20 protein-coding genes are annotated in these 25,959 nt (G+C 59.9%); 14 read left to right on the top strand and 6 right to left on the bottom strand.

The annotated features are described in order from the left end of the window. Nucleotides 1-69 precede the first annotated feature (69 nt). From G3256_RS12630 to G3256_RS12670, 9 genes are all read left to right on the top strand, one after another. Nucleotides 70-1,002, top strand: coding sequence for an ABC transporter permease (locus G3256_RS12630; RefSeq protein WP_169641161.1), 933 nt, complete (start codon nt 70-72; stop codon nt 1,000-1,002). Then, the gene (locus G3256_RS12635) at nt 999-1,820 is read left to right on the top strand and encodes an ABC transporter permease (protein WP_169641162.1); all 822 of its coding nucleotides are present in this window, start codon (nt 999-1,001) and stop codon (nt 1,818-1,820) included. The genes G3256_RS12630 and G3256_RS12635 overlap by 4 nt, the downstream gene beginning before the upstream one ends. Continuing rightward, on the top strand, nt 1,817-2,917 hold the full coding sequence (locus G3256_RS12640; protein ID WP_169641163.1) for an ABC transporter ATP-binding protein: 1,101 nt from the start codon (nt 1,817-1,819) through the stop codon (nt 2,915-2,917). Before G3256_RS12635 ends, G3256_RS12640 begins: the two co-directional genes overlap by 4 nt. A 20-nt stretch (nt 2,918-2,937) precedes the next feature. Beyond that, entirely contained in the window at nt 2,938-3,624 is a 687-nt protein-coding gene (locus tag G3256_RS12645) for a TetR family transcriptional regulator C-terminal domain-containing protein (protein ID WP_246227595.1), read from the top strand. Then, entirely contained in the window at nt 3,621-5,672 is a 2,052-nt protein-coding gene (locus tag G3256_RS12650) for an oxidoreductase (RefSeq protein ID WP_169641164.1), read from the top strand. Before G3256_RS12645 ends, G3256_RS12650 begins: the two co-directional genes overlap by 4 nt. Before the next feature lies 1 nt (nt 5,673). Continuing rightward, complete coding sequence (locus G3256_RS12655; protein WP_169641165.1) at nt 5,674-7,704, top strand: oxidoreductase; 2,031 nt, start codon at nt 5,674-5,676, stop codon at nt 7,702-7,704. Between the two features lie 15 nt (nt 7,705-7,719). Further along, a complete protein-coding gene (locus G3256_RS12660) occupies nt 7,720-10,272 on the top strand; it encodes an oxidoreductase (protein ID WP_169641166.1) in 2,553 nt (850 codons plus the stop codon). Nucleotides 10,273-10,628: 356 nt separating this feature from the next. Further along, a complete protein-coding gene (locus G3256_RS12665; RefSeq protein ID WP_169641167.1) occupies nt 10,629-10,970 on the top strand; it encodes a hypothetical protein in 342 nt (113 codons plus the stop codon). Beyond that, nucleotides 10,967-11,743, top strand: a complete 777-nt coding sequence (locus G3256_RS12670; protein WP_169641168.1) for a cupin domain-containing protein — start codon at nt 10,967-10,969, stop codon at nt 11,741-11,743. Before G3256_RS12665 ends, G3256_RS12670 begins: the two co-directional genes overlap by 4 nt. Here G3256_RS12670 and G3256_RS12675 read toward each other — a convergent pair. The 3 genes from G3256_RS12675 to G3256_RS12685 all read right to left on the bottom strand — a co-directional run bounded on the left by G3256_RS12675 (nt 11,680) and on the right by G3256_RS12685 (nt 15,328). Further along, nucleotides 11,680-13,023, bottom strand: a complete 1,344-nt coding sequence (locus G3256_RS12675) for an aminotransferase (protein ID WP_169642435.1) — start codon at nt 13,021-13,023, stop codon at nt 11,680-11,682. The two genes, G3256_RS12670 and G3256_RS12675, sit on opposite strands and share 64 nt — an antisense overlap. A gap of 290 nt (nt 13,024-13,313) precedes the next feature. Then, the gene (locus G3256_RS12680) at nt 13,314-14,093 is read right to left on the bottom strand and encodes a methyltransferase domain-containing protein (protein ID WP_169641169.1); all 780 of its coding nucleotides are present in this window, start codon (nt 14,091-14,093) and stop codon (nt 13,314-13,316) included. Between the two features lie 230 nt (nt 14,094-14,323). Beyond that, nucleotides 14,324-15,328 (bottom strand): GNAT family N-acetyltransferase, encoded by a 1,005-nt coding sequence (locus G3256_RS12685; protein WP_169641170.1) that lies wholly within the window; start codon nt 15,326-15,328, stop codon nt 14,324-14,326. A gap of 122 nt (nt 15,329-15,450) precedes the next feature. Between G3256_RS12685 and G3256_RS12690 the strand changes: the two genes are divergently transcribed. The 5 genes from G3256_RS12690 to G3256_RS12710 all read left to right on the top strand — a co-directional run bounded on the left by G3256_RS12690 (nt 15,451) and on the right by G3256_RS12710 (nt 22,592). After that, the gene (locus G3256_RS12690; protein WP_206040736.1) at nt 15,451-16,371 is read left to right on the top strand and encodes a LysR family transcriptional regulator; all 921 of its coding nucleotides are present in this window, start codon (nt 15,451-15,453) and stop codon (nt 16,369-16,371) included. Nucleotides 16,372-16,618: 247 nt separating this feature from the next. Further along, nucleotides 16,619-17,596: a DMT family transporter gene (locus G3256_RS12695; protein WP_169641172.1), complete on the top strand. Its 978-nt coding sequence runs from the start codon at nt 16,619-16,621 to the stop codon at nt 17,594-17,596. 187 nt (nt 17,597-17,783) lie between these two features. Further along, nucleotides 17,784-19,643, top strand: a complete 1,860-nt coding sequence (locus G3256_RS12700; protein WP_169641173.1) for a putative bifunctional diguanylate cyclase/phosphodiesterase — start codon at nt 17,784-17,786, stop codon at nt 19,641-19,643. A gap of 960 nt (nt 19,644-20,603) precedes the next feature. After that, nucleotides 20,604-21,392, top strand: coding sequence for a hypothetical protein (locus G3256_RS12705; protein ID WP_246227603.1), 789 nt, complete (start codon nt 20,604-20,606; stop codon nt 21,390-21,392). A gap of 9 nt (nt 21,393-21,401) precedes the next feature. Then, entirely contained in the window at nt 21,402-22,592 is a 1,191-nt protein-coding gene (locus G3256_RS12710) for an MFS transporter (protein ID WP_246227607.1), read from the top strand. A 316-nt stretch (nt 22,593-22,908) separates the two neighbouring features. Here G3256_RS12710 and G3256_RS19415 read toward each other — a convergent pair whose 3' ends face one another. From G3256_RS19415 to G3256_RS12725, 3 genes are all read right to left on the bottom strand, one after another. Further along, entirely contained in the window at nt 22,909-23,136 is a 228-nt protein-coding gene (locus tag G3256_RS19415) for a DDE-type integrase/transposase/recombinase (protein ID WP_425501559.1), read from the bottom strand. A gap of 441 nt (nt 23,137-23,577) precedes the next feature. Further along, complete coding sequence (locus G3256_RS12720; RefSeq protein ID WP_169641174.1) at nt 23,578-24,546, bottom strand: amidohydrolase; 969 nt, start codon at nt 24,544-24,546, stop codon at nt 23,578-23,580. Nucleotides 24,547-24,641: 95 nt separating this feature from the next. Next, nucleotides 24,642-25,946: a serine hydrolase domain-containing protein gene (locus G3256_RS12725; protein ID WP_169641175.1), complete on the bottom strand. Its 1,305-nt coding sequence runs from the start codon at nt 25,944-25,946 to the stop codon at nt 24,642-24,644. Nucleotides 25,947-25,959 lie beyond the last annotated feature (13 nt).

The raw sequence follows: 25,959 nt of genomic DNA on the forward strand, positions 1-25,959 counted from the left end.
CGCCTGTCCACTCCCGCGTCAGCGATGCCCCGCGGGTATTCACCACTTCTTTTGAACAGGTCGGACCCGATGAGTGATCAGACCCTTCAGACGCGCAGCGCACCGGTCGCCACACCGGCCACGGCGGGGCGTTTCGGTCGCCTGATGCAGCGCTCTGAGGCGTCAAGAGGCTATGCCCTTCTTGCGCCCTCGCTGATCTTTCTCGGCGTGGTCATCCTTGTGCCGTTCGGCATTCTGCTGGTGATGAGTTTCTGGACAGCGTCCGGGTTCGGCTTTGATACAAACTTTACGACCGCGAACTATCAGAAGTTTTTTGAGCGGCCGATCTATACCGCGCTGCTCAACCGGTCGCTTTTCATTTCCGGTATGGTGACAGTCTTTACTGTGCTCCTGTGCTATCCGATGGCCTATTATGTCGCGTTTCACGTGCACCGTCACAAGATGCTCTGGATCGTGCTGATGACGCTGCCCTTCTGGACAAGCTATCTGCTGCGCGTTTTCGCCTGGAAGGTCGTGCTCGGCTATGAGGGGGTGATTAATTCGGCGCTGATGAATATGGGCCTGATCGAGGCCCCGCTGGAATTTCTGCTCTACAGCCAGCAGGCGGTGATCATCACGCTTGCCCATGCCTGGGCTGCCTTTGCCATTCTGCCGCTGTATGTCTCGCTGGAGAAGATCGACAAATCCCTGCTGGAGGCGGCCACTGATCTGGGTGACGGTCCGGTGCGGCGGTTTTTCCGCATCACCCTGCCCCTGTCGCTGCCAGGCGTGATCTCTGCCAGTCTGCTGATCTTTATCCCCACCACCGGCGACTACATCACACCGGCACTTCTGGGCGGACCCGACGGCGCGATGATCGGCAACCTCATCCAGAAACAGTTCGGCCCGATCAACAACTGGCCGATGGGGGCGGCGCTTTCGATTATTCTGATGCTGTGCATTGCGACCATCAGCCTTGTCTTCATCCTGCTAACCCTCTTCGTCAGAAAGCGCGTTTCATGAGTGGCGAAAGCTATATCCGCCGGCCTAACCGTCCCCTGCAGATCTATGCGGTGGTGTTTCTGATCCTGCTTTACGTCCCGGTGATGTTCCTGCCGCTTTTCAGCTTCAACGACTCGCTTTATGTGCGCTTCCCGCTCGAGGGGTTCACCCTGCAATGGTACGGAGAGCTTTTTCAGCGCGACGCGGTCTGGAATGCGCTGTGGAACTCTGTGCGTGTCGGCGTGGTGGTAGCCGTTTTTTCAACCACGCTGGGGGTTTTCGCGGCCAAGGCCATCACCCGCTACCGGATGCCGGGCAAAGGGCCGATGGTCACCTTCATCATGCTGCCGCTGGTGGTGCCGCTGATCATCTTCGGCGTGGCGCTGCTGGTGCTGCTGAGCCAGCTTGGCATTGCGCTCTCACTCTATACCGTGGCGATCGGCCATATGATCGTCTGCCTGCCCTTCTCCATCGCCGTGCTGATCCCCCGGTTTGAAGGCTTTGACGCCTCTATCGAAGAGGCCTCCGCCGATCTGGGGGAAAATGCATTCTGGACCTTCTGGCGCGTGACGCTGCCGATGGTGGGGCCCGGTGTGGTGGCCAGTCTGATGCTCACCTTTACGGTTTCATTTGATGAATTCATTCTGGCGTTTTTCCTCAGCGGAACTGAGCCCACACTGCCGATGTACATCTGGGGGCAGTTGCGCTTTCCACAGCAGTTCCCGTCCATTCTGGCGCTGTCATCGATCATTATCTTCGTCTCTTTCGTGCTGGTCTTCGCCGGTCAGTGGATCAACCGCGGTGCGCTTTCCGGCTCGGCAAAAAGGAGCGGCGCATGACCCCGCAGGACGCGTTCATTTCGATCCGCAATGTGGATAAATACTTCGGCAGTTTTCAGGCGATCAACAACGTCTCAATCGATATCGGGCACGGAGAGTTCTTTTCGCTGCTCGGCTCGTCGGGCTGCGGCAAGACCACGCTGCTGCGCATGCTCGCGGGTTTTGAGAACCCCTCTTCGGGCGAGATCCTGATCGATGGTCAGCCGATGACGGACGTGCCACCGCACCTGCGCCCGGTCAACATGGTCTTTCAGAACTATGCGATTTTTCCGCATCTGAACGTTCTTGACAATATCGCCTACGGGCTGCGCAGGCAAAAGCTGTCAAAGGCGAAGGTGAACACAATGGTCGATGAGATGCTCGACCTGATCAAACTGCCCGGATACGGAAACCGCAAAGCCACCGAACTGTCCGGCGGTCAGCGCCAGCGCGTCGCCCTTGCACGTGCGCTGATCCTGCGGCCCAAAGTCCTGTTGCTGGATGAACCGCTGGGCGCGCTCGACAAGCAGCTGCGCGAACAGATGCAGCTTGAGCTCAGAGAGCTGCAACGCACGGTCGGCATTACCTTTGTTTTCGTGACCCACGATCAGGAAGAAGCGCTGACCCTGTCGGACCGGATCGCGGTAATGTCGCGCGGAGAGGTGTTGCAGCTTGATACACCCACCGGGCTCTATGAACGCCCGGTCAGCCGGGAGGTCGCGTCGTTCATCGGCACCATGAATTTCTTTGACGGGCGTGTGACGGGGTCGGATGCGACGGGGATGACAGTGGACGCCGCAGGCCTCGGGTCGCTGCATATCCCCGGACCCAAGCGCGCCTTTACCGATGGCGACACAGTACATGTCGCGCTGCGTCCCGAACGGTTTGAGCTGGCCGCAGAGGCCCCGGCGGGCGAAAGCGGACACGCGCGCGGGGTTGTCAGAAACGCAGCCTATCTGGGCGAGCGCAGTCATTACTATGTCGAGCTTGAGGGAGTTGAAGCGCCGGTTGCAGTCTCTGCGCAGAACGGTATCGGCGGCTCGTTTTCAGTAACCGAAGGCAGCCCGGTCTGGCTGAAGTGGCATAACGAGGCAGCCGTCGTGCTGCGCCCGGAATGAACGCGGACGGGGAGTGATAAGTGGCAACGCCGGAAGCAACCACAAAAGCCAGCAGAACGAATGCGCGCAGCGGACGCACGGCCCCCCGCGAGGTCCGGCGGCAGCAGCTGATTGAGGCCACGATCGAGTCGATCTCGAAATATGGCATTTCGGGCACCACGATGACGACCGTGACAGGCCTTGCGGGTCTCTCGCTGGGCATCGTCAACTTTTACTTTGAGAGCAAGGAAAACCTCTTTGAGGAGACCCTGCGCTTTCTGGCTGAAGAACACCGTGCTCTGTGGCGCAGAACGGTTATCACGGACAAGCCGACGGCTGCCGGCAAGCTGCTGGCCATTGTCGACGCCGAGTTTCATCCGAAGGTCTGCAGCCACAAAAAGCTGACCGTCTGGACGGCCTTTTACGGCGAGGCGGGGTATCGCAAATCCTATCGCGAGATCATGTCGGGGATCGACACAGAACGCTGGCAGGCCTCCACGCGTCTGTGTCGTGAAATCATCGAACAGGGCAGTTACGAAGGCATGGAGGCCGAAAGCATTGCGGAGACCCTTGAAGGGCTTTTTGACGGTTTTTGCCTCAACATTTTGATCTATCCCGGCGAATTCACCCGCGAAGATGCGAGAAACAGAATTCGCGACTATCTCGCGACAGTGTTTCCTGCCCATTTTGCCGGCGGGACAACGCCGTGCTCCGGGACACCTGAATGAGCAGAGATCCGCGGTATGACATCCTCTTTGAGCCGGTACAGATCGGGCCCGTCACGGCCCCGAACCGGTTTTTTCAGGTGCCCCATTGCAACGGCATGGGCCATCAGTATCCGTCGTCGATGGCCGAGATGCGCGCCATCAAAGCCGAGGGCGGATGGGGCGTGGTAAACACCGAAGAGGCCGAGATTTCACATACCTCGGAGCTCAGCGGTGTGATTGAGGCACGGCTCTGGGACGACAGCGATATTCCGGCTCTGGCCCGTATGGTCGAGAAGGTCCATGCGCACGGTGCTCTGGCAGGTATCGAGCCTGCCCATCTTGGTGCCGGGGCTGCCAATAACTACAGCCGCGAGATCCCTATGGGCCCGTCCGCGCGCCCCGTCGATCTGTCGGAGCCCGTTCAGGCACGCGCCATGGACAAGGCCGATATCCGCGCCTTTCGTAAAATGCATGTAGATGCGGCCCTGCGCGCCAGAAAGGCAGGGTTTGACATTGTCTATGTCTATGCCGGCCACGATATGACAACGCTGATGCACTTCCTGTCGCACACCCGCAACGACCGAACCGATGAATACGGCGGCTCGCTGGAAAACCGGGTGCGGCTGATGCGCGAGGTGCTGACGGACACCAAAGAGGCAATTGGTGACACTACCGCAGTGGCGATCCGCCTCGCCGTGGACGAGATGAAGGGCAAAGATGGCATCGCCTCTGACGGTGAGGGTCGTGAGATTGTCGAAATGCTGGCTGAACTGCCCGACCTCTGGGACGTGAACGTCAGTGGCTGGGAGAATGACAGCCAGACCTCGCGGTTTTCCGAAGAGGGGTATCAGACCGACTACATTTCCTTTGTCAAAAGCCTGACCAGCAAACCGGTAGTGGGCGTCGGGCGCTTCACCTCGCCCGACACGATGGTGTCTCTGGTGAAAAAGGGCGTGCTGGACCTTATCGGCGCGGCGCGCCCGTCGATTGCCGACCCGTTCCTGCCCAAAAAGATCGACGAGGGCCGGGTGGAGGACATCCGCGAGTGCATTGGCTGCAACATCTGCGTGACAGCGGATTTTCTGGCGCACCCGATGCGCTGCACCCAGAACCCGACCATGGGCGAGGAATGGCGCAGAGGCTGGCACCCGGAGTACATCGCCGACAAATCGAACAGCGAAACGGTGCTCATCGTGGGCGCGGGCCCTGCGGGGCTTGAGGCTGCACGCGCCCTGGGACAACGCGGCCATGCGGTGACTCTGTCCGAGGGCGCAGATCACGTGGGCGGCCGCGTGGCGCGCGAAGCCACTCTGCCCGGCCTCTCTGCCTGGAAGCGCGTGGCCGATTACCGCGCGTACCGGATCAGCCAGATGCCGCAGGTGGATCTTTATCTGCAAAGCCACCTGACCGCAGCACAGGTCATGGAATTTGAGGCCGATCATGTGGTGATTGCCACTGGCGCGCGCTGGTCGGCCACGGGCATCGGGCGCAGCAACCGCCAGGGTATTCCCGCCAGTGAGGGTGCCCGCGTCATGACCGCCGATGACATTATCGCTGGCAAAACGCCCGAAGGACCGGTCGTCATTTTTGACGATGATTATTATTACATGGCCGGGCTCATCGCGGAGAAGCTGCGCGCTGACGGCCATGACGTCACCTATGTCACGCCGGCGGCGGACGTTTCGCACTGGACCCACAACACCATGGAGCAGGAGCGGATCCAGACCCGGCTCATGGAAACCGGGGTGAAGATCGTCCCGCTGCACAACGTCATTCGTGCGGGTGCCGGGGCGGTTGATCTTGAATGCGTCTATACCGGCCAGGTGACTTCCCTGCCCTGCGGGACTTTCATCCCGGTGACGATGCGGACACCGACTGACGCGCTTTATCACGATCTGATCGCCGAAGGCATGCAACCGGAAAAGGTCACCCGTATCGGCGATTGTCTGGCCCCCGGCACCATTGCCGCCGCGGTCTATGCCGGGCACCGTTTTGCACGGGAGTTTGGCGAACCGCCTGCGACCGGCGTGCCCTTCCGACGCGAACTCCCCCGGCTGGCGGCTGAATGACATGACCCGTGATCCGCGATATGATGTGCTCTTTCAGCCGGTGAAAATCGGCCCGGTAACCGCGCGCAACCGTTTTTATCAGGTGCCGCACTGCAACGGCATGGGCCGCAGTTTCCCGTCGTCGATGGCAGAGATGCGCCGCACAAAGGCCGAGGGCGGCTGGGCTGTGATCTGCACCGAGGAGATTGAAATCCACCCCTCAGGGGATCACTCACCATGGGCCGGCGGACGGCTCTGGGACGACAGCGATATCCCGGTGCTGGCGAAGATGTGCGAGGGCATTCACGAATTTGGCAGCCTCGCCGGCGCCGAGATCAATCACGCAGGGCAGATGGCCGCCAACCGCTACAGCCGCGACGTGCCGCTGGCGCCATCGCACCTGCCCGTGGCGCTGCATGACCCGGTGCAGGCCCGCGCCATGGACCACGAGGACATCCGCAATCTGCGCCGCTGGCACCGCGATGCGGCGCTGCGCGCGAAAAAGGCGGGCTTTGATCTGGTTTATGTCTATGCCGGGCATCAGCTGTCGACGATTTCGCACTTCCTCTCGCCCTACCGCAACCGGCGCTCGGACGAGTACGGCGGATCGCTTGAAAACCGCACACGGCTGTTGCGTGAAATACTGGCGGATACCAAAGACGCCGTGGGCGACACCTGTGCCGTCGCCCTGCGCTTTGCCGTCGATGAACTGATGGGGGATCTGGGGTTCACTAGCACCGGCGAGGGTCGCGATCTGATCGAAATGCTGGCCGAGGAGCCGGACCTCTGGGACGTGAACATCAGCGCCTGGGAACATGACAGCGCCACCTCACGCTTCAAGGCCCAGGGGTTTCAGGATGACTACGTGGCTTTCGTCAAAGAGGTCACCAGCAAACCCGTCGTCGGTGTCGGCCGCTATACTTCGCCCGATGCGATGGTTTCTCTGATCAACAAGGGTCGGCTCGATATGATTGGCGCGGCGCGGCCTTCGATTGCCGATCCCTTCCTGCCCAGGAAGATCGAAGAGGGCCGCATCGAGGACATCCGTGAGTGTATCGGGTGCAATATCTGTGTCTCCGGTGACAACCATTTCACGCCGATCCGCTGCACTCAGAACCCGACGATGGGCGAAGAATGGCGTAAAGGATGGCACCCCGAGCGGATCGCCCCGCGGACGGCGGATGAAACGGTGCTGATCATCGGCGCCGGACCCGCAGGTCTTGAGGCCGCGCGCGCGCTGGGACAACGCGGCTATCACGTGACGCTGGCCGATAAAGCCGGTGAGGCCGGCGGCCGTGTGACCCTCGAACGAAAGCTGCCTGGCCTCGCGGAATGGGGCCGTGTTGCGGACTACCGGACGTATCAGATCAGCCAGATGGCCAATGTGGATTTCTTTCCGGAGAGCGCCATGACGCCCGATACCATCGCCGAATTTGACGCCGATCATGTGGCAATCGCCACAGGCGCGCGCTGGACAGCGGACGGGATCGGCCGGCAGAACCCGCTGGGCATTGATTGCGCGGACGGCGCGCAGGTTCTGACGCCCGACGATGTGATGACGGGCACGGTACCCGAGGGGCCGGTTGTGGTGTTTGACGACGATCATTTTTACATGGGCGGCGTGATTGCCGAAAAGCTCCGGCGCGACGGCTGCGATGTGACGCTGGTGACCCCCGCCGGCGAGGTCTCCTCCTGGACGCACAACACTCTTGATCAGCACGCCATTCAGAAGCAGTTGCTGGAACTTGGGGTCCGCATCATCACCTCCCATAATCTCACTGCGATCCGCGCAGGCGAGGCCGATATCGGCTGCGTCTTCACCGATGCGCCGCGCAGCATTTCCTGCGAGACTGCCGTGCTCGTGACCATGCGCCGCCCGGTGGATGATCTCTGGCACGCGCGTCCGGCACTGACCCGCATAGGCGATGCGCTCGGCCCTTCGACGATCGCTGCCGCCGTCTACAGCGGGCACCGCTATGCCCGCGAACTGGGCGCACCTGACGAGGGCAACGTGCCCTTCCGCCGCGAACTCATCAACCTGTCCCCGAACTGATCAGAGGCTCATCCAGTGTCCCGAGACCCGCGTTACGACATCCTTTTCCAGCCGCAGAAAATCGGCCCGGTCACAGCCAAAAACCGGTTCTATCAGGTGCCGCACTGCACGGGCATGGGCTATCTGCGGCCCCGTATGCTGGCCGATCTGCGCGCCACTAAGGCCGAAGGCGGCTGGGGCGTGGTCTGCACGGAATATAACTCGATCCACCCCTCCTCTGACGATCTCACCCATGTCTCCGCCTCGCTCTGGGATGACAGCGACGTGCGCGCGCATTCGCTGATGACCGACAAGGTGCATGAACACGGGGCGCTGGCCGGTGCGGAGCTGTGGTATGGCGGGGCGCGCACGGCCAATATGCTGACACGTGAGATCGCGCTGGATCTCGACAGCATGCCCAACGCTGTGGGCCACCCGTTCCAGACCCGCGCCATGGACAAACAGGACATACGCGATCTGCGCCGCTGGCACCGCCGCGCCGCACTGCGCGCGCGCGAGGCAGGATTTGACGTGGTCTACGTTTACGCCACGCATACCTATCTGCTCTCCAATTTCCTCAGCCCCAAAGCCAACACGCGCAGCGACGAATATGGCGGCAGCCTCGCCAACCGCGTGCGGCTGGTGCGTGAACTCATCGAAGAGACCAAAGAGGCCGTGGGCGACCGCTGCGCAGTCGCTGTGCGCTTTTCCGCAGATGAACAGATCGGCGAGGACGGGGTGCCCATCCACGGTGAGCGGCGCGATATGTTCGGCATGCTTGCCGGCCTGCCTGACCTCTGGGACATCAACATCGCCAGTTATTTTGTCGAGATGGGGGTGTCGCGCTTTACCAAAGAGGCCGCTCTGGAGCCCTATATGGACTTCGTCAAAAGCCAGACGGATAAGCCGGTGGTCACCGTCGGACGCTTTACCTCGCCCGATACGATGGTGAGCCAGATCCGGCGCGGTATCACTGATTTCATCGGCGCAGCACGCCCCTCCATCGCAGATCCGTTCCTGCCAAAGAAAATCGAAGAGGGCCGCTTCGAAGACATCCGCGAATGCATCGGCTGCAACGTCTGCTATTCCGGCGACAGCATCGGCGTGGCCATCCGCTGCACGCAGAACCCGACAATGGGAGAAGAGTGGCGCAAAGGCTGGCATCCCGAAGAGATGAACCCGGCACGCTCTGAGGCTTCGGTGCTCGTGGTGGGCGCCGGTCCGGCGGGTCTTGAAGCCACGCGCGCGCTTGGCAGGCGCGGCTATAAGGTCACCCTGGCAGATGCCGGGCGCGAGCCGGGCGGCCGCCTGCCGCGCGAAGCCGCTCTGCCCGGCATGAACGAATACATCCGCGTGCGCGATTACCGCGTCCAGCAGTTTCACAAGATGACCAATGTCGAGGTCTTTGCCGAAAGCTCGCTGACCGCCAGAGACGTTATCGATTTCGGCGCGGATCACGTGGCCCTGGCCACCGGCGCGCGCTGGCGCAAAGACCGCTTTGACGGTGAGACCTATGTCTCTGTCGTGGCCCCGGGAAGCGATCCGGAAATTCTCACCGCCGACGACATCATGGATGGCCGGCTGCCGGATGGCCCGACGCTCGTCTATGACGAGGACGGCTATTACATGGGCGGTGTGATCGCCGAAAAGCTGAAGGCGGCGGGGCTCGCGGTCACGCTGTGCACACCCTCCGAAGTGGTCTCGGAATGGGCCGGCAAAACCTCCGAGCGGTGGACGATTCGCACCCATCTGATGAAACTCGGGATTGATCTTGAGCTTTCGCAGTCGCTCACCTTCTTTGACGGGCAGAACGCAGTGCTCTCCTGTCAGTTCACCGGCGCGGAAAAACAGCTCGCTGTGAGCGCGGTCGTCATGGTCACCCAGCGCCGCCCCGATGACGCGCTTTATCACGAGATCCTCGCGACGGTGGACGGCGATGCCGATGCCCTGCCCTTCACGCTCACGCGGATCGGGGACTGCAATGCACCCTCGATTGTGGCCGGTGCCACCTATGCTGGGCACCGCTACGCGCGAGAACTCGAAGAGGTCACAGATAAGGACATGCCGCTCAGACACGACCGTGTGGACGTGGGTCTGGTGGCGCCGTCCTCATCCACAACGCCTTCACCGGAATACCTTGAAACGCTGCTGCGGTATTACGAGGAAGAGGTTGAGGGGGAAGCTTATTTTGCAGGTCTTGCCGCGCGGATGGCTGACGAGGGCCTGCGCGAAAAGATGCAGCTTCTGGCAGATGTGGAGACATATACCGCCGCCGCTATGCGCCCGCTTGTAGAGAAATACGGCCTGACGCCCCGCGCAACGGAAAAGCTTGAGGCCAGTGGCCGGGCGCAGGCCGCTGAGGCATCAACCGACTGGGAGAAGATCATCGGAGAGATGCACCGGACCTACCCTGGCTATATTGCTGAATTTGAGCGGCTTGAGGCCATGGCCCCGCCCGAAGACCTGGCCGCGCTCCGGATAGCTACCGCACATGAAGTGGTGGCAGTTGAATTCCTGAAGCGTGAAAGCGCCGGGCGCCCGGACAGCCCCGACCCGCTGCGGCAGTTCCTGCAGACCGGCGCGGCCTGAGAATGCGCGCCCGGTGGATCACAGCGGGGGTTCTTCTGTCCACGTTAGGTGCGGCGGGCGCTTTTTATGCGCTCACCGGCTTGTCAGAACCTCCGCCCACAGCCATCGCGGAGGCCCCTGACTGCGACAGCTGCAGCGCGCGTAAACAGAACATAAAGCGCGTGCAGCAGGCGCTTAATCCTGCTCCGGCACCCGGGTCTGATTGAGCCTGTGGCAGCTGCGGTTCCTCATGTTCTCTCCGCACCGCAGATATGCGGTCAGACTGTGAGAAACTGCGTTCCGGACCCGGGGCACAGGTCGGCCATGCCCCGGTTGCTGCCCGCCGGAACCACGCTCCGAGGACGATGATGATACACATGCTCTCCAGTTTTGATCTGCGTCCCGGAGAAGATTTCGCCACCTTTGCCGGTGACTACGATGTCTTTCTCGCGGATCTGCGCGCGGCCGGCATGATCGCCGGGGCCGGCCCTCTCGGGCGGCGTGTGAACGACACGCCTATGGATACCGATGAAGCTCATACCCAGACCTGTTTTTCGGTGATGCAGTTTCGTGACCGTGCCCCGCTTGATGCCGCCTATGCGCATATCGACGCGCGCGCCCGCCCCGGAACCTCAAGCCACCTGCGGATGTACCGCCGCCTGACCAACACCGTTTTTCTGTGCTGGGAAGACGCAAGCCATGAAAAGGAAACGCCATGACGAAGACCGCCACAATCATCCGTTTTGATCCGCAGGGGCCTGACGGCCTCGAGACCTGGGAGGAGATGAACTACGCGAGCCTCGTCTCAGGTGAGCCCGTGCAGCGCGGTCACATCTATCACGAGATCGAGGCGCAGGGCTATCTCGCCGGGGTCTGGGACTGCACCGCCTTTACCGATCAGATGATGCCCTATCCGGTTGATGAATATATGCTTTTCCTCAAAGGTGATCTGTCGATGGTGCTGCCCGACGGGCGGGAGATTGATATCCGGGCAGGTGATGCTTTCGTGATCCCGAAAGGGTTCATGTGCCAGTGGAAACAGCCGGGTCCGGTGCACAAGATTTTCATGATCCTCGACGGGCCTGTGCCCGATGCAGAGAATGCCTCGCTCAGACGGATCACCGTGCCGGACCTCTCTGCACCCGACGGTGCGGATGTGACGGCTTCGCGCACCGATTTTCTGAACGCCGCAGGTACCATGCGCGTCGAGGTGCAGAGCTTTGGCGCAACGACGCAGCCTGGCAAGAAGGCCTCTGAAAACATGCTGATCTCTGTGCTGGAGGGCCGTCTGAGCCTGCATGACGGGCTGGAAGCGCATGAATTTCTGCCCGGTGATACGGCCTATATCCACCAGAATGACAGTGTGAGCTGGGAAACGGACGCCGGCACCCGGGTGATCACCGCCAGCTATATCGACATGGCTGAAGCTCAGGTCTCGGCAAACTCCTCTTCAACCTCGGATATGGCATCGGTCAGAATGTCGAACATCTGATCGACCTGCTCAGGCGAGATCGTCAGCGGCGGTGAGAAGACGCACATGTTAATGAGCGGCCGCACAATCAGCCCGCGCGCCTCACAGGCCTCGTCGAGGCGTGCCCCGAGCGTGCGCTGCACATCAAGCGGCGTATTGCGGCCGTCGATGAGTCCCTCAAGGCAGCCCAGAAGCCCCATGCCGCGCGCGTCCCCGATGATCGGCGAGGACTCGAGCGCCGTCAGCCGCTCCTGAAACTGCGGCGCGATCGCCCGGACGTGTTCCAGCAACCCGTCGCGTTCGATGATTTCAATGTTTTTCAGCGCAGCGGCACAGCACACAGGATGCGCCGAATAGGTATATCCGTTGGGAAAGAGCACATCGTGATCGGCGCCTGTCATGCGCTCCATCACCCGGTCGGAGATGATGCAGGCCCCCAGCGGCAGATAGCCCGACGTAATCCCCTTGGCGCAGGTGATGATATCGGGCTCGATCCCGAAGACCTCTTCAGACGCAAACCAGTGCCCGAGACGTCCGAACGCCGTAACGACCTCGTCTGAGATATACAGGATATCGTGCCTGCGGCAGAGCTCCAGCGTGCGGCGGTGATAGCCTTCGGGCGGGATGATCACGCCGCCGGAACAAAGCACCGGTTCGGCGATAAAGGCACCGATGTACTCCGGGCCCACATCGGCGATCAAGCGTTCAAGGTCATCGACCTTGGCGTCACACCAGGCCGCCTCAGACATGCCCTCCGGTCGGATGTAAGGATTGACGTCCGGCAGAAACCGCACGAGCCGGTCCTCAAAATCGAAACAGCTTTTGTCGCGTTCTTTGCCCGTCACGCTTGCGGCAAGATAGGTGGACCCGTGATAGCCCTTTTCCCGGGCGATGATAATCTTTTTCCCGGGCCGCCCGAGCCGGTTGTTCATGAACTGCATCGTGCGCAGCGCGGTATCCACCGCCGTTGAGCCACCGGTGGTGAACATCACAGTGTTGAGGTTTTCGGGCGCCATGGCCGCAACTTTTTCCGCAAGTGCTGCAGCCGGTGCGGTGGTCGAAGACCAGGGCGAGGCATAGGGCAATTCCATTACCTGGGCTGCAATGGCATCGGCCATTTCCTTGCGGCCATAGCCGATCTGCACCGCCCACATGCCCGCCGGCCCGTCGATCAGGCGACGCCCGGCGCCGTCATAGACGTATATCCCGTCGCCCCGGGTGAATGCATACCGCTCGCCTTCCTTCCAGGATCCCATATGCTCCCAGGGGTGCAGATGGTGCTTCTGATCGACGTCCAGCATATGGTCGATTGCGCGGTTGTGGCCTGCTTTCGGTGTCACGTGGTCATCTCCTCGTGCCGCGTCAGAGCAGGCACCTGGTGCTGTTTTTAAGAAGTGCCGTCAGTATGGCACGATTGAACGGATATTCAATCGCCAGGGCAGCACTCCGGGCCGTGCGGGCGCGCACACGGGCGACACAGCACAAAAATCAGACCACAGGTGCCGATCTCCTGGCAGAATGGTTGCGCAGTCAGGGCCGGCGCCAGCTCAGACCCCGCCCGGCCTGCACGGGCGGCCCCTGCCCGGCCGGCTCACACCGGTTTGCGCCCGCGAATGTGATGCGGGCAATGCTCTGCGCTCTCAAGGACACCCACGAGCTTGCTCCAGATTGCGATCTGATGATCAATGAAAGCCTGCCCGTGCCGTTCACTCAGTCGGCCGCGTTCCGCGCCTGTGAGCCATGCCAGTTCTTCGCGGGCAACGCCGCTGTACCAGGGGTTGCGGTTGACCAGTTCGACGTCGGTGAACCCTGCCGCCTGCATCGCTTTGGCATAGGCCGAGGGCGATGCCATGGCAAAATCGAGCCCTTCCTCCCTGATGTAGTCCGCCATCTCCGGCGAGGGAGCTTCATCATGGCTGATCAGCCAGTCCGATACGGCAAACCGGCCTCCGGGCCGCAGCACGCGGAAGGCATCTGCGGTCAGTGCCGCTTTGTCCGGGATGTGGATGATCGAGTCTTTCGAAAAAACCAGATCAAATGTGCCATCTCCGAAAGGAAACGGGCCGGGGCTGACTTTCACGATTTCGACTTTATCCGACAGGACCTCGCGCGCGACACGCGCCCGCGCAGCGTCACAGACGGGATCCTCCACGTCTATTCCCGTCACCTTTGCCGCGCCGTAGTCGCGCGCCAGCAGGACCGCACAGGCTCCCGAGCCGGATCCGATATCCAGCACGTGTTTGCCGGCCACGTCGACGCCGGTCAGAACCCGCCCGACTTCATCCGCGCCGCCAGGGGAGAGAAAGCCATCGCCCCAGATGTCTTCAAGGAAATCAATATGCTGTTTGTCGTATAAAATATCGTCGCTCATCAGAACCCTCCGTGCCCCTTCCAGTGAACAGGCAAAGCTGCTGATCTGGCAAGCAGGTTTGGCAGGAGCACCGCAAATTCGGCCCGACCGGAGCACGAAGGACAGTAAATCGTGCGGCATCGCTCAGCGGTTCGATGAATCGTCGCGGCACTGTAAACGCCCGGAAGGGCCCATTGCCCGAGGCGACCGGCCCGCCGCGACCAGCCGTGGGCGCAGCGATCCGCCCGTCGTTATGGCCTCCGGCGTTTTGCTGACCATATCATCGCGGTCCGGTATCCGGCGTCCTCCAGCAGAACACGCCTTGAGTACCACCCCGCCGGACAGACGACAAAAGCAGCGTCTCTGCCCCGGCGCGCAAAGGCCGCCTCAGCCGCGCGCAGGAGTGCAAGTGCGCCGTCACCTCCGCTGCCCGGCAGAGCAGCGTCAGCGAGACCGGTATGGTACCAGTCGTCAATAACGCCTGTCGCGCCAGTGTCATGCGCGGGCGGAAAGTGAAGCCGCGACGCCGGTTGCGCAATCACATAGCCGTCGGGTATTTCGGCTGGTCCCGTCACCATCATGTCGCGGTCGGAAAGAGTCAGGCTGCGCGTCATCCAGCCTGAAAACCTTGTATCCGCCTCAGGGTGAACTTCCCAGAACGGGTCGATCTCAGACAGAACCTGCCGGTTTTCGGCGCTTCGGCTGACGATACCGGGGACATCCGCCGGCGTTGCGGAGCGGACGCCAGGCGGCATCTCCGTGTCGGTCAGACCGGTGCTTGAGAGATAGAGTGTCAGGGGGTCATAGCCCGCCCCCTCAAAGACATCCCGCCAGCCCCCTGCCGGCACAAAAGAGGCCAGGATGATCTCTGCGCCGGCCTCCTGCAGTGCCTTTTCCGCAGCATCAACAAGTGCTGCGGCCGTCTCCTCCGACGCACCCGGGGCGACGAAACAGTCCGGCAGGATCAGCCCGGGATCACCCTTTGCACCCACATAAACAGGCGGTACCGGCAGCAGCATGGAATGCGCCACACCTGTGATCCTGTCTCCGGACTCCGCGACCTGCCAGATTTGCCGGAAAGGCTGCTGCGCATCCGACAGCGCACCGGTCAGGGCCGTTTTGATCTGCTGTGGCGCATCACGGGCAATTTTCCACAGCACCGGGTCGACGGCCTGACGCTCCGCCGCATCCAGCATCAGAAGATCAGTCATTCGGGGAATGTCAGCGGGCGTGGCCGGGCGGATGATCTGCGTCATATCTCTTTTCTCAGGTCAGTCAGTTAAACGGGTGCAACACCAGTATCAACGGCCCGCACGTATTTGACAAAGCAGGACTTTTGCACAAGCGTTCAGAAAAACTATCGGCCGGGAGCGCGATGATGAAGCACCTTAACCTCAATGCTCTGAGGGTTTTCACAATCGTGGCGCGACATGGCAACCTCCGGCACGCCGCGAACGAGCTGAATATCTCACGCGGAGCCGTCTCCCAGCGGATCAGGCAGCTTGAAACCGACCTCGGCGTGGCGTTGCTGGTCCGGCAGGCGCGCGGCGTGTCGCTTACGACCGAAGGGGAGCGGTGGCAGGCGGCGGCAGATGACGCCCTCGCTATTCTGGAAACGGCCTTTGCAGGCAGTGCTGAGGCGGACGACAGCGTGACCTTTCACCTTGGTTCATCGACCGCATCCAAATGGCTGATGCCCCGGATGAACCGCTTTGCCGCCAGGTTTCCGGATATCTCTTTGCGGACGGAAGTCCACGAGCGCATGCTCTCGCGCAGCCTTGGGCGCAACGAGATCGCCATCTGGCCCGGCTCTTCACCGGACCCTGATCGCGCTCATAATTCGCGACCTCTGACCGACATCCGCCTGGTGGCCGTGTGCAGTCCGGATTTTCCTCGACCGGAAAGCCCCCTCGGGACGGACACTCTGCTGACGCTGCCCCTGCTTCAGGATGCGCATCTCAGATGGGAACGGCTGATCGGAGCGACAGGACACAGTGCCAGCCACAGGCTGCTCAATTTCGACCGGTCTGCTCTGGCACTTGAGGCGGCCATCGGGGGACACGGGGTCGCCATGGCACCCGATTACATGATCGCAGACGATCTGCGCGCGAAAAGACTGGTGCAGATCTGGGCCAGCCCGGTACCATCCGGTGAAAAGCTTTACGTCTCCTGGTCGCGGCACCATCAGGGACAACGACAGACGGGTCGGATCGCTGACTGGATCGCATCCGAATTTGACATCGAAGAAACGCTCAGCCCGGCAAACAAGAAACTGACCGACACCTCTTGGTCAGACTGATCCTGATGCACTGATACCCGCCTGTCACAAGGCCGGATCACCCGATGTGGCGAGACAGGTCGGGCAGCGGCGCTGTAAACCCGCCCGTAACTGCGGCCTTCCCGCACAACGTGCACGCAATCGGGACAAAACCGTTGACGCAACCGCCCTGCCGCGCAATGCCTGCGCTGAGCGGCGGGCAGGTTAAGATCTGCCGGGCGCAGCACGCAGCACTGTCTGATGTTCATCAGACGCATGAGGTTCACCAATGGCGACACTTACCCCGAACCTCAAAGGTGCGCTGCTGGGCCTCGCCGGCTTTGCAATCTACGCGACCAATGATGTCATCGTGAAAGTGCTTGGCCAGACATACGCACCGATTCAGACCCTGTTTTTCCTTGTGCTCTTCGGCTTTCCGGTTGCTCTGGTGATGCTTGTGAGCGACCCGACCGAGGCGAGCCTGCGCGCAAGGCGTCCGCTGTGGGTTGGCGTTCGGGTCGTGGGCTATCTCGTGAATTCGCTGTGCGGGTTCTATGCTTTTGCGGTGCTTCCGCTGGCGCAGGTCTACAGTCTTCTCTTTACAGGTCCGCTGATGATCACGCTGCTTGCGGTGCCGATCCTCGGCGAGCGCCTTGGTATCCAGCGTCTCGGTGCGGTTCTGGTTGGATTTGCCGGCGTTCTGGTGGTGCTGCGTCCGGGTGGTGATGCCGGGCTGGGTCCCGGTCACCTGGCGGCATTCGGCGCGGCCTTTGGCGGGGCGCTGGCGGCCGTAGCAGGCCGGAAAGTGGGAGAGGTTGAGCGCAGCGCAGTCCTGCTGCTCTATCCGATGCTGGCGGCTTTCGTGCTCACGGGCGCAGCACTCCCGTCTGTTTATATACCTGTGCCCCTCGACCATCTGGCGCTTTTTGCCCTCGTCGCGGCCCTCAACTTCGCAGCCTCTCTTACCGTGATTGCCGCGTTCCGCTCCGGCGAAGCGGCGGTTGTCTCGCCGATGAATTACAGCCAGATCCTGTGGGCGACGGCGTTCGGCGCATTGCTGTTCGGCGAGTTTCCCGACCTGGGGACGCTGCTGGGCAGCGCAATCATCATTTCTTCCGGAATTTACATCCTTATACGCGAACAGACTGGTACACGTTCAGTTATGCGCCCGGTGCTCACGACCCTATCCAGAGTTCCTATTGCGCCGGCAGCCTGGCGCGCGGCCGGTCTGAGGCGACGGTCAGGACGGCCTTCGGGGGACAGCTGAGAATAAACACAAAATCACAGGCCGTGGCCTGATCGCGCCAGGGTCACCAGTGAGCCTGCCGGATTGCCGGATCAACTGCTCCGATAGCTCAAGTTTTATTCAACAAACAGGTTTCTGATCGCTGCGGCTTAAAAGTTCCTAACCTTTTCGGTGCCATAGAAAGGTGGAACAAAAGAAGACCCCGACAATGATCCCTGCTCAGATATTCAATCAAATCAAGGACAAATGCACCGAAGGTCTGGTTCTTGCACTGGCATCGGAGGATGACGGTGCGGTGATGGAAGTCCGGTGGTGCAACAGGGCCTTCACGGGGATTACAGGGTATGATTTTTCCGAGGCTCTGGGACAGCGGGGAACCGTTCTGATCGGTCCGGATCTCGAACAGGGCGTTCATCTCTTCATCATCGAAAAACTGATGAACTGGGAAAATTTTTCGATCAGGACCCGCAACAATCGAAAGAACGGCGAACTCTACCGGCAGCGCATGACCTGGACGCATCTGTCCGATCCCGACACGGGAAACCACTGGTGGCTCTGTTCGATTATCGAACTGGGTGACGAACGCACCGGACTTGCAAAGCCTGCGAGTAAAGACCCTGAGATCGCGGATCAGGAAAGCTACGAACGCGCGATCGCGCGGGTCCTGCGTCTGGAGAAAGAGAACACCCGCCTGCACGAGCTTGCAAAGGCAGTTGCACGTGACGCAAACGAAGACGCGCTGACAGGTCTGTCGAACCGGCGGCACTTTGAAGTCGAGCTGAAAACCTGGATCAATAACCTGAAAGATCACGGAACCGAATTTGCCGTGCTTTACATAGATCTGGATCGTTTCAAGTTCGTAAATGACACGCTCGGACACGATGCAGGGGACCGTCTCCTGGTATCTGTCGCTGCGATGTTGCGGGATCTGACCAGCGAATCTGATCTGGTGGCGCGACTGGGTGGTGACGAATTCGTCATTCTGAAGCCACTCGGGACGAGCGCGCTCAATATCAGCAATCTGGCGGATGAAATTGTCGGTCGCATGCAGGCGCCGGTCACCTGCGAGGGCAAATCAACGGCCTGCAGCGCGAGTGTCGGCGTAGCAATTGCCAAAGCAAATATGGAAGATCCCGAACAGGTGGTCGCCGATTCCGATGCCGCGCTCTATCATGCCAAGTCACAGGGTAAGGGGCGGTGGTCCTTTTTCACCGAAGAGATGCATGCAAGTTCCATCGCGACCAAGCAGCTGGCATCGGACCTGCTGATTGCATGCGAAAGACGAGAGTTTATACCGTATTTTCAGCCTCTCATTGATGCCTCGACAGGCCGGATTGCGAGTGCGGAGATGCTGGTAAGGTGGGCGCATCCGACAAAAGGGGTGCTCGCACCGGCTGCATTTCTTGATACCGCGGCGAACATGGGCATCCTGAAAAGGGTCGATGAAATCATCTTTGACAGCCTGCACGGGGCTCTTTCAAACTTTGATGAGGCCGGCGTCGATCTTCCCCGGGTCGCCGTAAATGTCTCGGCCGGGAGGCTGGCAGATCCTTCTTTCGTCCATGATATCAAAAGCTCCGGCATCGACCCCGGAAGGCTGACGGTCGAAATCCTCGAGTCGGTTTATCTCGACCGGATGGGCGACGTCGTCCGCTGGACGATCGACGAGCTTGACGAACTGGGTGTTACGATCGCGCTCGACGACTTCGGAACAGGTCATGCGTCAGTGCAGGGCCTCCTGCAGATCAGACCCTCTATCCTGAAGATCGATCGCAGTTTCATCCAGCCTGTTGTGAGTAATGTGAGTGCGAGGTCGCTGGTTGCGTCAATTATCGGCATCGGAAAGAGCCTGGGAATGCGCGTCGTTGCGGAAGGCGTCGAATCCGAAGAGCACGCAGTGATCGTCACGAAAATGGGGTGTGATTACCTGCAGGGTTTCTTTTTCGGAAAACCTATGAGCGAGGAAGATCTGCGCAACAGGCTTCTTGAGACAGGGGGCATTTTCTGGTCCCGCGCACTATCGGAAACCGACGGCAACACAGGCCGCCGCGCCGGGGGCGCGATCTGAGGTTTCAGTTCGCTGTGAATACGCGGGCCCCGGGTGCTACCGGCGCAATTCTGAAACGACATGGCTTCAGAACGGCGGGCGCGGTCGGACCCGGGGAATGGGTCTGGTCCGGCACAGAAGTACTCTTCGGAACCGCCGGTCTACGCGGCAGCGGTCTCAGCGAGTTCAATCGCGCGGGAAAGCGCCTTCGCGGAGCAGGTCTCTGGTGGGAGTGCAGCACATACCTGCCGACGACCAGGCCCGGTTTCAAAGACGCAGGACACATATGCGCCTTCAGCGACGACCGAGGCACAGGGGATCCACCGGCCTCCCGGGCCTTCGACGGCCTTTCCGGTAATCGCGTTGACGGATCCTGCCGGCGGACAGGACAAAAGAACAGACGTTTCAAACAGTTTGTCGAGACTCATGATGCCCCCTTTCGCTGCCCGATAGTCGGTCCCCGGTCTGACCAAAATATGGCTCACCCCGCGTTTCTGCCCTGCTCGTGCCGTATATGAGGCCCCGAACGAAACCGGATCAGACCCTGGCCATGCTTCAGCACCTGCATCCGCCCTCAGCATCCCGCCTTAAATAAATTGATTTCAAATACTTAACGCACCCCGAATGCCATGGCTGATATGCCTCCAATTCTATGAGTTTTCCTCAGTTTTGTCACTTTTCCCGCAGGGTGCCCCGGATCGGGCAGCGCTTTGCGGACCGGTAAGTCGTACAGCGCCAGACAAACATAACCGGGACAATTCCTGCTATCATTGCGTTCGTTTCTGGTGACCACGACCACGTCCTAAAGAGCTCCGGCCGGTCAGGAATTCGCCTAAAAGCGCGCGACCGGCCAGCACGGCAGTCCTGGCATAAAATAGGCCCACGAAACCGGGTAAAACTTTACGGACAAAAAAGGTGGCTAACCCATCATTAACCAATTGATGGGAACCTGCATCTGAATAAGCAGAAAGGGGCGGTTGGATGGGAATGTCACCAGGCAGGCTGTTTGAAATGATGACACGGCTCGCGGGTATCCTTCGTGTTCTGGAGGATGCGGGGATCCGGGTCGAAACCGGTGATGATTTTGCGCGATATCGCGTTTACCGCAGCCAGCAATCCGATCGCGGCCCGATCTACCCGATGTTCGATGTGGCAAGTTCATATATTGACCGGACGAACGGATTCTGGATCTGCGGATTCAATGCAGACGACGAACTGATCCACACGCAGGCAGTGCGCCTTCTCGACCTTTCCGTCGGTTCACTGGGCGACCACCTGAACAGCCACCGTCACAAATACATAACCCCCGATACCACGCCCGACCCGGACCTGACGTTTTACTCAGGCCCGGAAGCACTCCGAACGATACACGGAAAGGTCTGTTATCACGGTGATTTCTGGCTCCGCGCCGGTGGTCTTGGCGGCCCACGCAGTCAGGGCGTGACATCTCTTTTGTCACGCATACTGCTCGAAATCATGGTCAGTGCCTGGAAGCCATCTTTCGTTTTTGCACTGGTCCCCAAACAACTGGCGGCCAAAGGCGCCCACCTTCGGTATGGCTACTGCCATTGTGAACCGGGCCGGTGGCTGGGCCCCGACCAGCAGGTGACCGAAGAAGACTATCTGATCTGGATGAGCGAAAAAGACATGGTTAATCTTGTGGCGCGGTCGCCGCAAAGCAACCGACGCGACGAAAGGTTTCCGGTCGTCCGGTCGAACAAAAATACCTCTGATGCAGAGACCGAACTGAACGCACGAGCAAATGCCTGAGAGACGGTCGTGGAACTGAGGCCCCATACGCCGGAAATTGAACGCGCCCGCCCGGTCTCCCTGGCAGCGCGCACAGCAATCACAGGACCAATCGCGGCAAACATCGCCTTCGTCATGGAGTTGACGCTGGTACCCCTGCTATTGCCGGCGATCCGAATGCATTTCGGTCTTGCCATCAGCGATCTTGTCTGGGTCTTCAACGCCTATGGGATCGCAGTGGCTGTCGGCGTTCTTTTCGGGGGCTGGTTCGGCGACGCATATAGTATCCGGAAAGTTTTCGCCTGCGGGGTCGCCTTTTTCGCTGCCGGAGCGCTCCTCGTGGCCGCCGCCGGTAGTTTCGAGACTCTCATTCTGGGCCGCGCTCTGCAGGGCCTGGGCGGTGGGATCTTTTCCCCTCTCATTCCCGTTCTGCTGACGCGGGCCGCGCCGCTGAAACCGGGTCGGATGCTGATCGTCTGGGGCAGCATAGCGGGATACGTCGCCGCCTTCGCGCCGCTGTTTTACGGCAGCCTCCTTGGCGACTTCAGCTGGAATCTTGCTTTTGTGCTGAATGCTGTGATTGCGGGTATCGCACTGGTGATCCTCTTTGGTTCGCCCGATGCCGTCGATCCCGCGCGGCCTGCCGGCGCGCCACAAAACTATATGCTGCTCTTTCGGGAAAGCGAGCTCTGGATAACCTTCCTTTATGTATTCTGTACCTACGGGGCCATCACTTATTATCTTTTCCGGCTGCCGGTCTGGCTTTCGGGCAATGACGTCAGAACGGCGAGTGTGGGTATGGTGCTGTCGATCATGTGGCTGACCTTTTGCGGTTCCAGCACTCTGTTGCGAAACCTCGTGGACAAGCCGCACATCCGGACGATCATGCTGGCGGCGCCTTTCCTCATCTCCGCTGCATTTCTATTTTTATTTTACAACGACAGCACTGTGCTGGTGATTTTATCTGCGATTCTTGTCGGGGTGGGCCTCGCGTGCAGCAACGCACCATCGACACAACTTATACTGAAATTTGCCCCTCCGGGCATGAGCGCGGTCTCGACGAGCCTCGACATAACCTTCGCACGGCTCGGTGGCATTATGACGATAGCCTTACTCGCCGAGACGGAGTTTGTAACTGCCGCTTTTTGGATCTGTCTGTTGTGTATTCCGGGAGCACTCTGTGCGCTCAGGCTGGGCAGGAAAATCACCGTTAGTATGTGACAGACTGGGAAGGAAACAGATTTCAGTCCGGAGAGGCGTCATCCTGGCCGCATTGCGGTGATGCGGGTGAAGCGCGCAACCCGCAGAACGGCCGTGGCAGATTAATTCGAACCAGTCTCAGGTTACCGTCGAATTTTCAAATCTATGCCGAACGAAGCTGGCGCCGCTCGGCGAGGGCGGCGGTTCGCCCGGTCTTGAAATGATCTCTCCTGTAGAGGGCGCCTCCCTGATTGAAATAGCTTTAAGCTGAGGAGCGGGCGGCGGCGAATTTCTGCAAACGTTGCATACGTCGGGAACTCTGTACGGACCGCTCCCTTCATCGGAAAGACAGGTGAGAATTCTCAGGTCTGTTGTTCGTCCTGCGGCCCGCTTCCTGCCTTTCCACGTTGCCGATGTCCTTGCTTGCAGCTCTGTAAAACCGGAGTTTATCAGTTACCAGAAAATGAGGGCGATCCTGGCGCTTTATCGATCTTCTGAGAAATTTCGATGCCGCGCTTGTGCAGCAGGCCCTCAGAATTGCGCAGCGAAAGCGGGGACCGAATATACAGCATGACCGCCGGTCAGATGATTTCGGAACAGCTGTGAGAGTCCCTGAATGCGTCGGACCACGGTCATGTTCTGAAGCAAAGAAAGCGGCCTGCGCGCCTCAACCCAACCCCTTCTGATAAGGCCATAGCGCGAACTCTTTCGGGAAATTCTCTTAAAAACTGACAGCGCTGATTTCAAATCCGTACAGAACCGGCTTTCTTTTAAGGCCCACCATAGCGGCCTGAAATGGCCGAACCTTCTTTCAATCTCTGCTTGTCGGGTCGTTTGCCCAGGCACAGGCAGTAAGCTCAATTACTCAGTATCGCCTCGGAGCCCCGCTACAATCGGGATGCTTCAGACAGTGCGTTTCACGTCGGAGCAGGAGACCAAGTGATAAACGCCTAAAGGTTCGAAGTTTTAAGCAAAGCGCAGGCAAACGACACTCAATACTCCGTAATCACACCCCCACTGCCCGGGTCCACACGGTGTCAGGATACTCATCATCGGGCCTTCCGTGAAAATCTGATGCTGACGAATGTGGCCATGCCAGACTGTTTTGGAAGATGCATGGGACCTGACAGCCGCCCTCAATAACTGCGCGCAGGAGTCCGATATCGTTGCCGCTGTTGGTCAGGGCCCCGACACTCATATCCTGCACTGCGGTCAAACCAAGGGCCGCGCCCTGATCGAAAAGACCCCTGACCGCTGCCATCATTGCGCTTTGCGTCGGCGTCGGGGTCTTCGAAAGGAATGGCATATAAGCCGGGGGCTCCTCTATGCGACCCGTCAGATCACCATTGGCATCGCGGACATACCGCGCCGTTGCAGGATCCGGCGTGTCACGGGTGATCCCCAATTCCGCAAAACCCATCGAATTTGAATATGCGACATGCCCATTGCTTTCGAGCATGAAGAAGGGATTGTCGGGCGACAGCGCATTCAGATCCGACAATGTGGGAATCTGGGCACCGGGCGTCAGCATCGGATCAAAATTCGCGACAAAGACCCATTCACCCGGCGCCGTTTGTCCGACGGCCGCGCGCAGTTTCGCCAGCACCTCATCAAACGAATTGACCGCAAAGATGCTCACATCCGTGAACGACAACAGCGTTGTCAGTGAGGTGTGCATATGGGGTTCAATCAGGCCGGGCATCAGAGTTCTACCATCAAGGTCGACAACCTGCGTGGAAGGGCCGCGCAAACCATCGATTTCATCGCGACCGCCGACGGCCAGGATGCGTCCGCCCGTTACAGCAACAGCTTCGGCGCGCGGCATGTTCGGATCCATCGTGATGATCGGGCCACCTGAAAAGATGATCTCAGCGGCCTCCCGGGCCCATGCGCCGGTCGGAACGAGCCCCGCAAGGCAGGCGGCCGAGCTGCCTGCCAGGAACCCGCGTCGGTCAGAGTGAGGTGATAATGCCATTCTGATTTCCTTTTCATTGTATCCCGGGGCCTGACGACGGCACCCCCTGTGAAAGTTATTCGTGCAGAAAAGACGTTCGAGTATCCGGCCTTTGCCTACTCCGCGAACAGCCCTGATGTCGCGATGGGACGCAGATACCGATGAAACGAGTCGTCCGGAACGTTCGTCGAGAAGAAAGCAATCACGAGGTCCTTGCCTGGCGACACATAGAGCGCCTGCGATTGCAGTCCTGCTTTCCAAAGATCACCATCCGGCCAGACTGCATCCCACTGCCGGCTGTTGGTGATCATCGTGTCATCATTCAGCCTGTCGATGAAGACAGGTCCGTCAAATCCATTTCGGTAGAACTCCGGCGCGCGGACGCCGCCCTGAATGCGCGAGATCACCTCTTCACTGACAACCCTTTCGGTGGCGGTCTTGTCCCAGCTTGGCGTATAGAGCATCCCGAACCGGGCCAGAACGCGCAGACTGCCGGACACCACGCCATGGGCGGTTGCTGTCCCATAGGGCGAGAGGTGGACCATCAGCGGCCCTTCGGCGCCTACCCTCGACCATACGTATTTATCAAGCAGCTGCGCCCACGGCTCGCCACCGACGGCTTCGGCAATCAGGACAAGCATCTCGGTCGTCGGCGAGCCATATTCTAGCTTTTCTCCCGGCGGGCTGACCGACACTGCATCCTGCAGCACCTGAGGCACGGTTTCATTGCGTTTGTTATATTGAAAACCGAACTCAGCGTTGAAAAGCCGCGTCGCGATCGAATTAGGATCGGCACGGGTTTTGTCGTTTTCCTCGGAGTTCATGCCGGGCGTCATATCCAGAATGTCGATCAGCCTGATCGGCGCCCATCCTGTATGCGCCCAGTCCGGCATGATCTCACCCACGGTCTGATCCTGTGACAAAAGCCCCTCGTCAATGAGGTGGTCTATTACGATGCTGGTCAGCGGTTTTGCCGTCGACATCCAGACATGTGCGTCCCACGGGTTCAGACCGGGGTATTCTTCAAAAACGACGCGGCCCTTATGAATGATAATGATGGCCTTGGCATAGCTTTCAGGGTGCGCCAGCCAGTCATTCAGGGAAAGCGTTCCGAAATTTTTGGTGTCTGCCGTGATCTCGCCGATTTCGGGCATGATGGCCTCTTCCAGCGGCATATAGGGCACCTGAACGGGAAGATACGCGGTATTCATGACCTCCGATGTGCGCTGAGACCACCAGACCGAAGCGTCGCCGCCGCTCAACAGGTTTGGAAGATTGTAGTTGGAACGGAAGTTCTCAACCTGCTCAAGGGTAAATCCGTTCTTGAATTCAGCGACCGGCGTTCGGTCCTGAGCGCTGGCACTCAACGGCATGGTCAATGCTGCTCCCAGGGCAATGGTTTTTAAAGTGGTATCTTTCAAAACGTCACTCCTT

The organism is Roseobacter ponti (genome assembly GCF_012932215.1).
Lineage (GTDB): Bacteria > Pseudomonadota > Alphaproteobacteria > Rhodobacterales > Rhodobacteraceae > Roseobacter > Roseobacter ponti.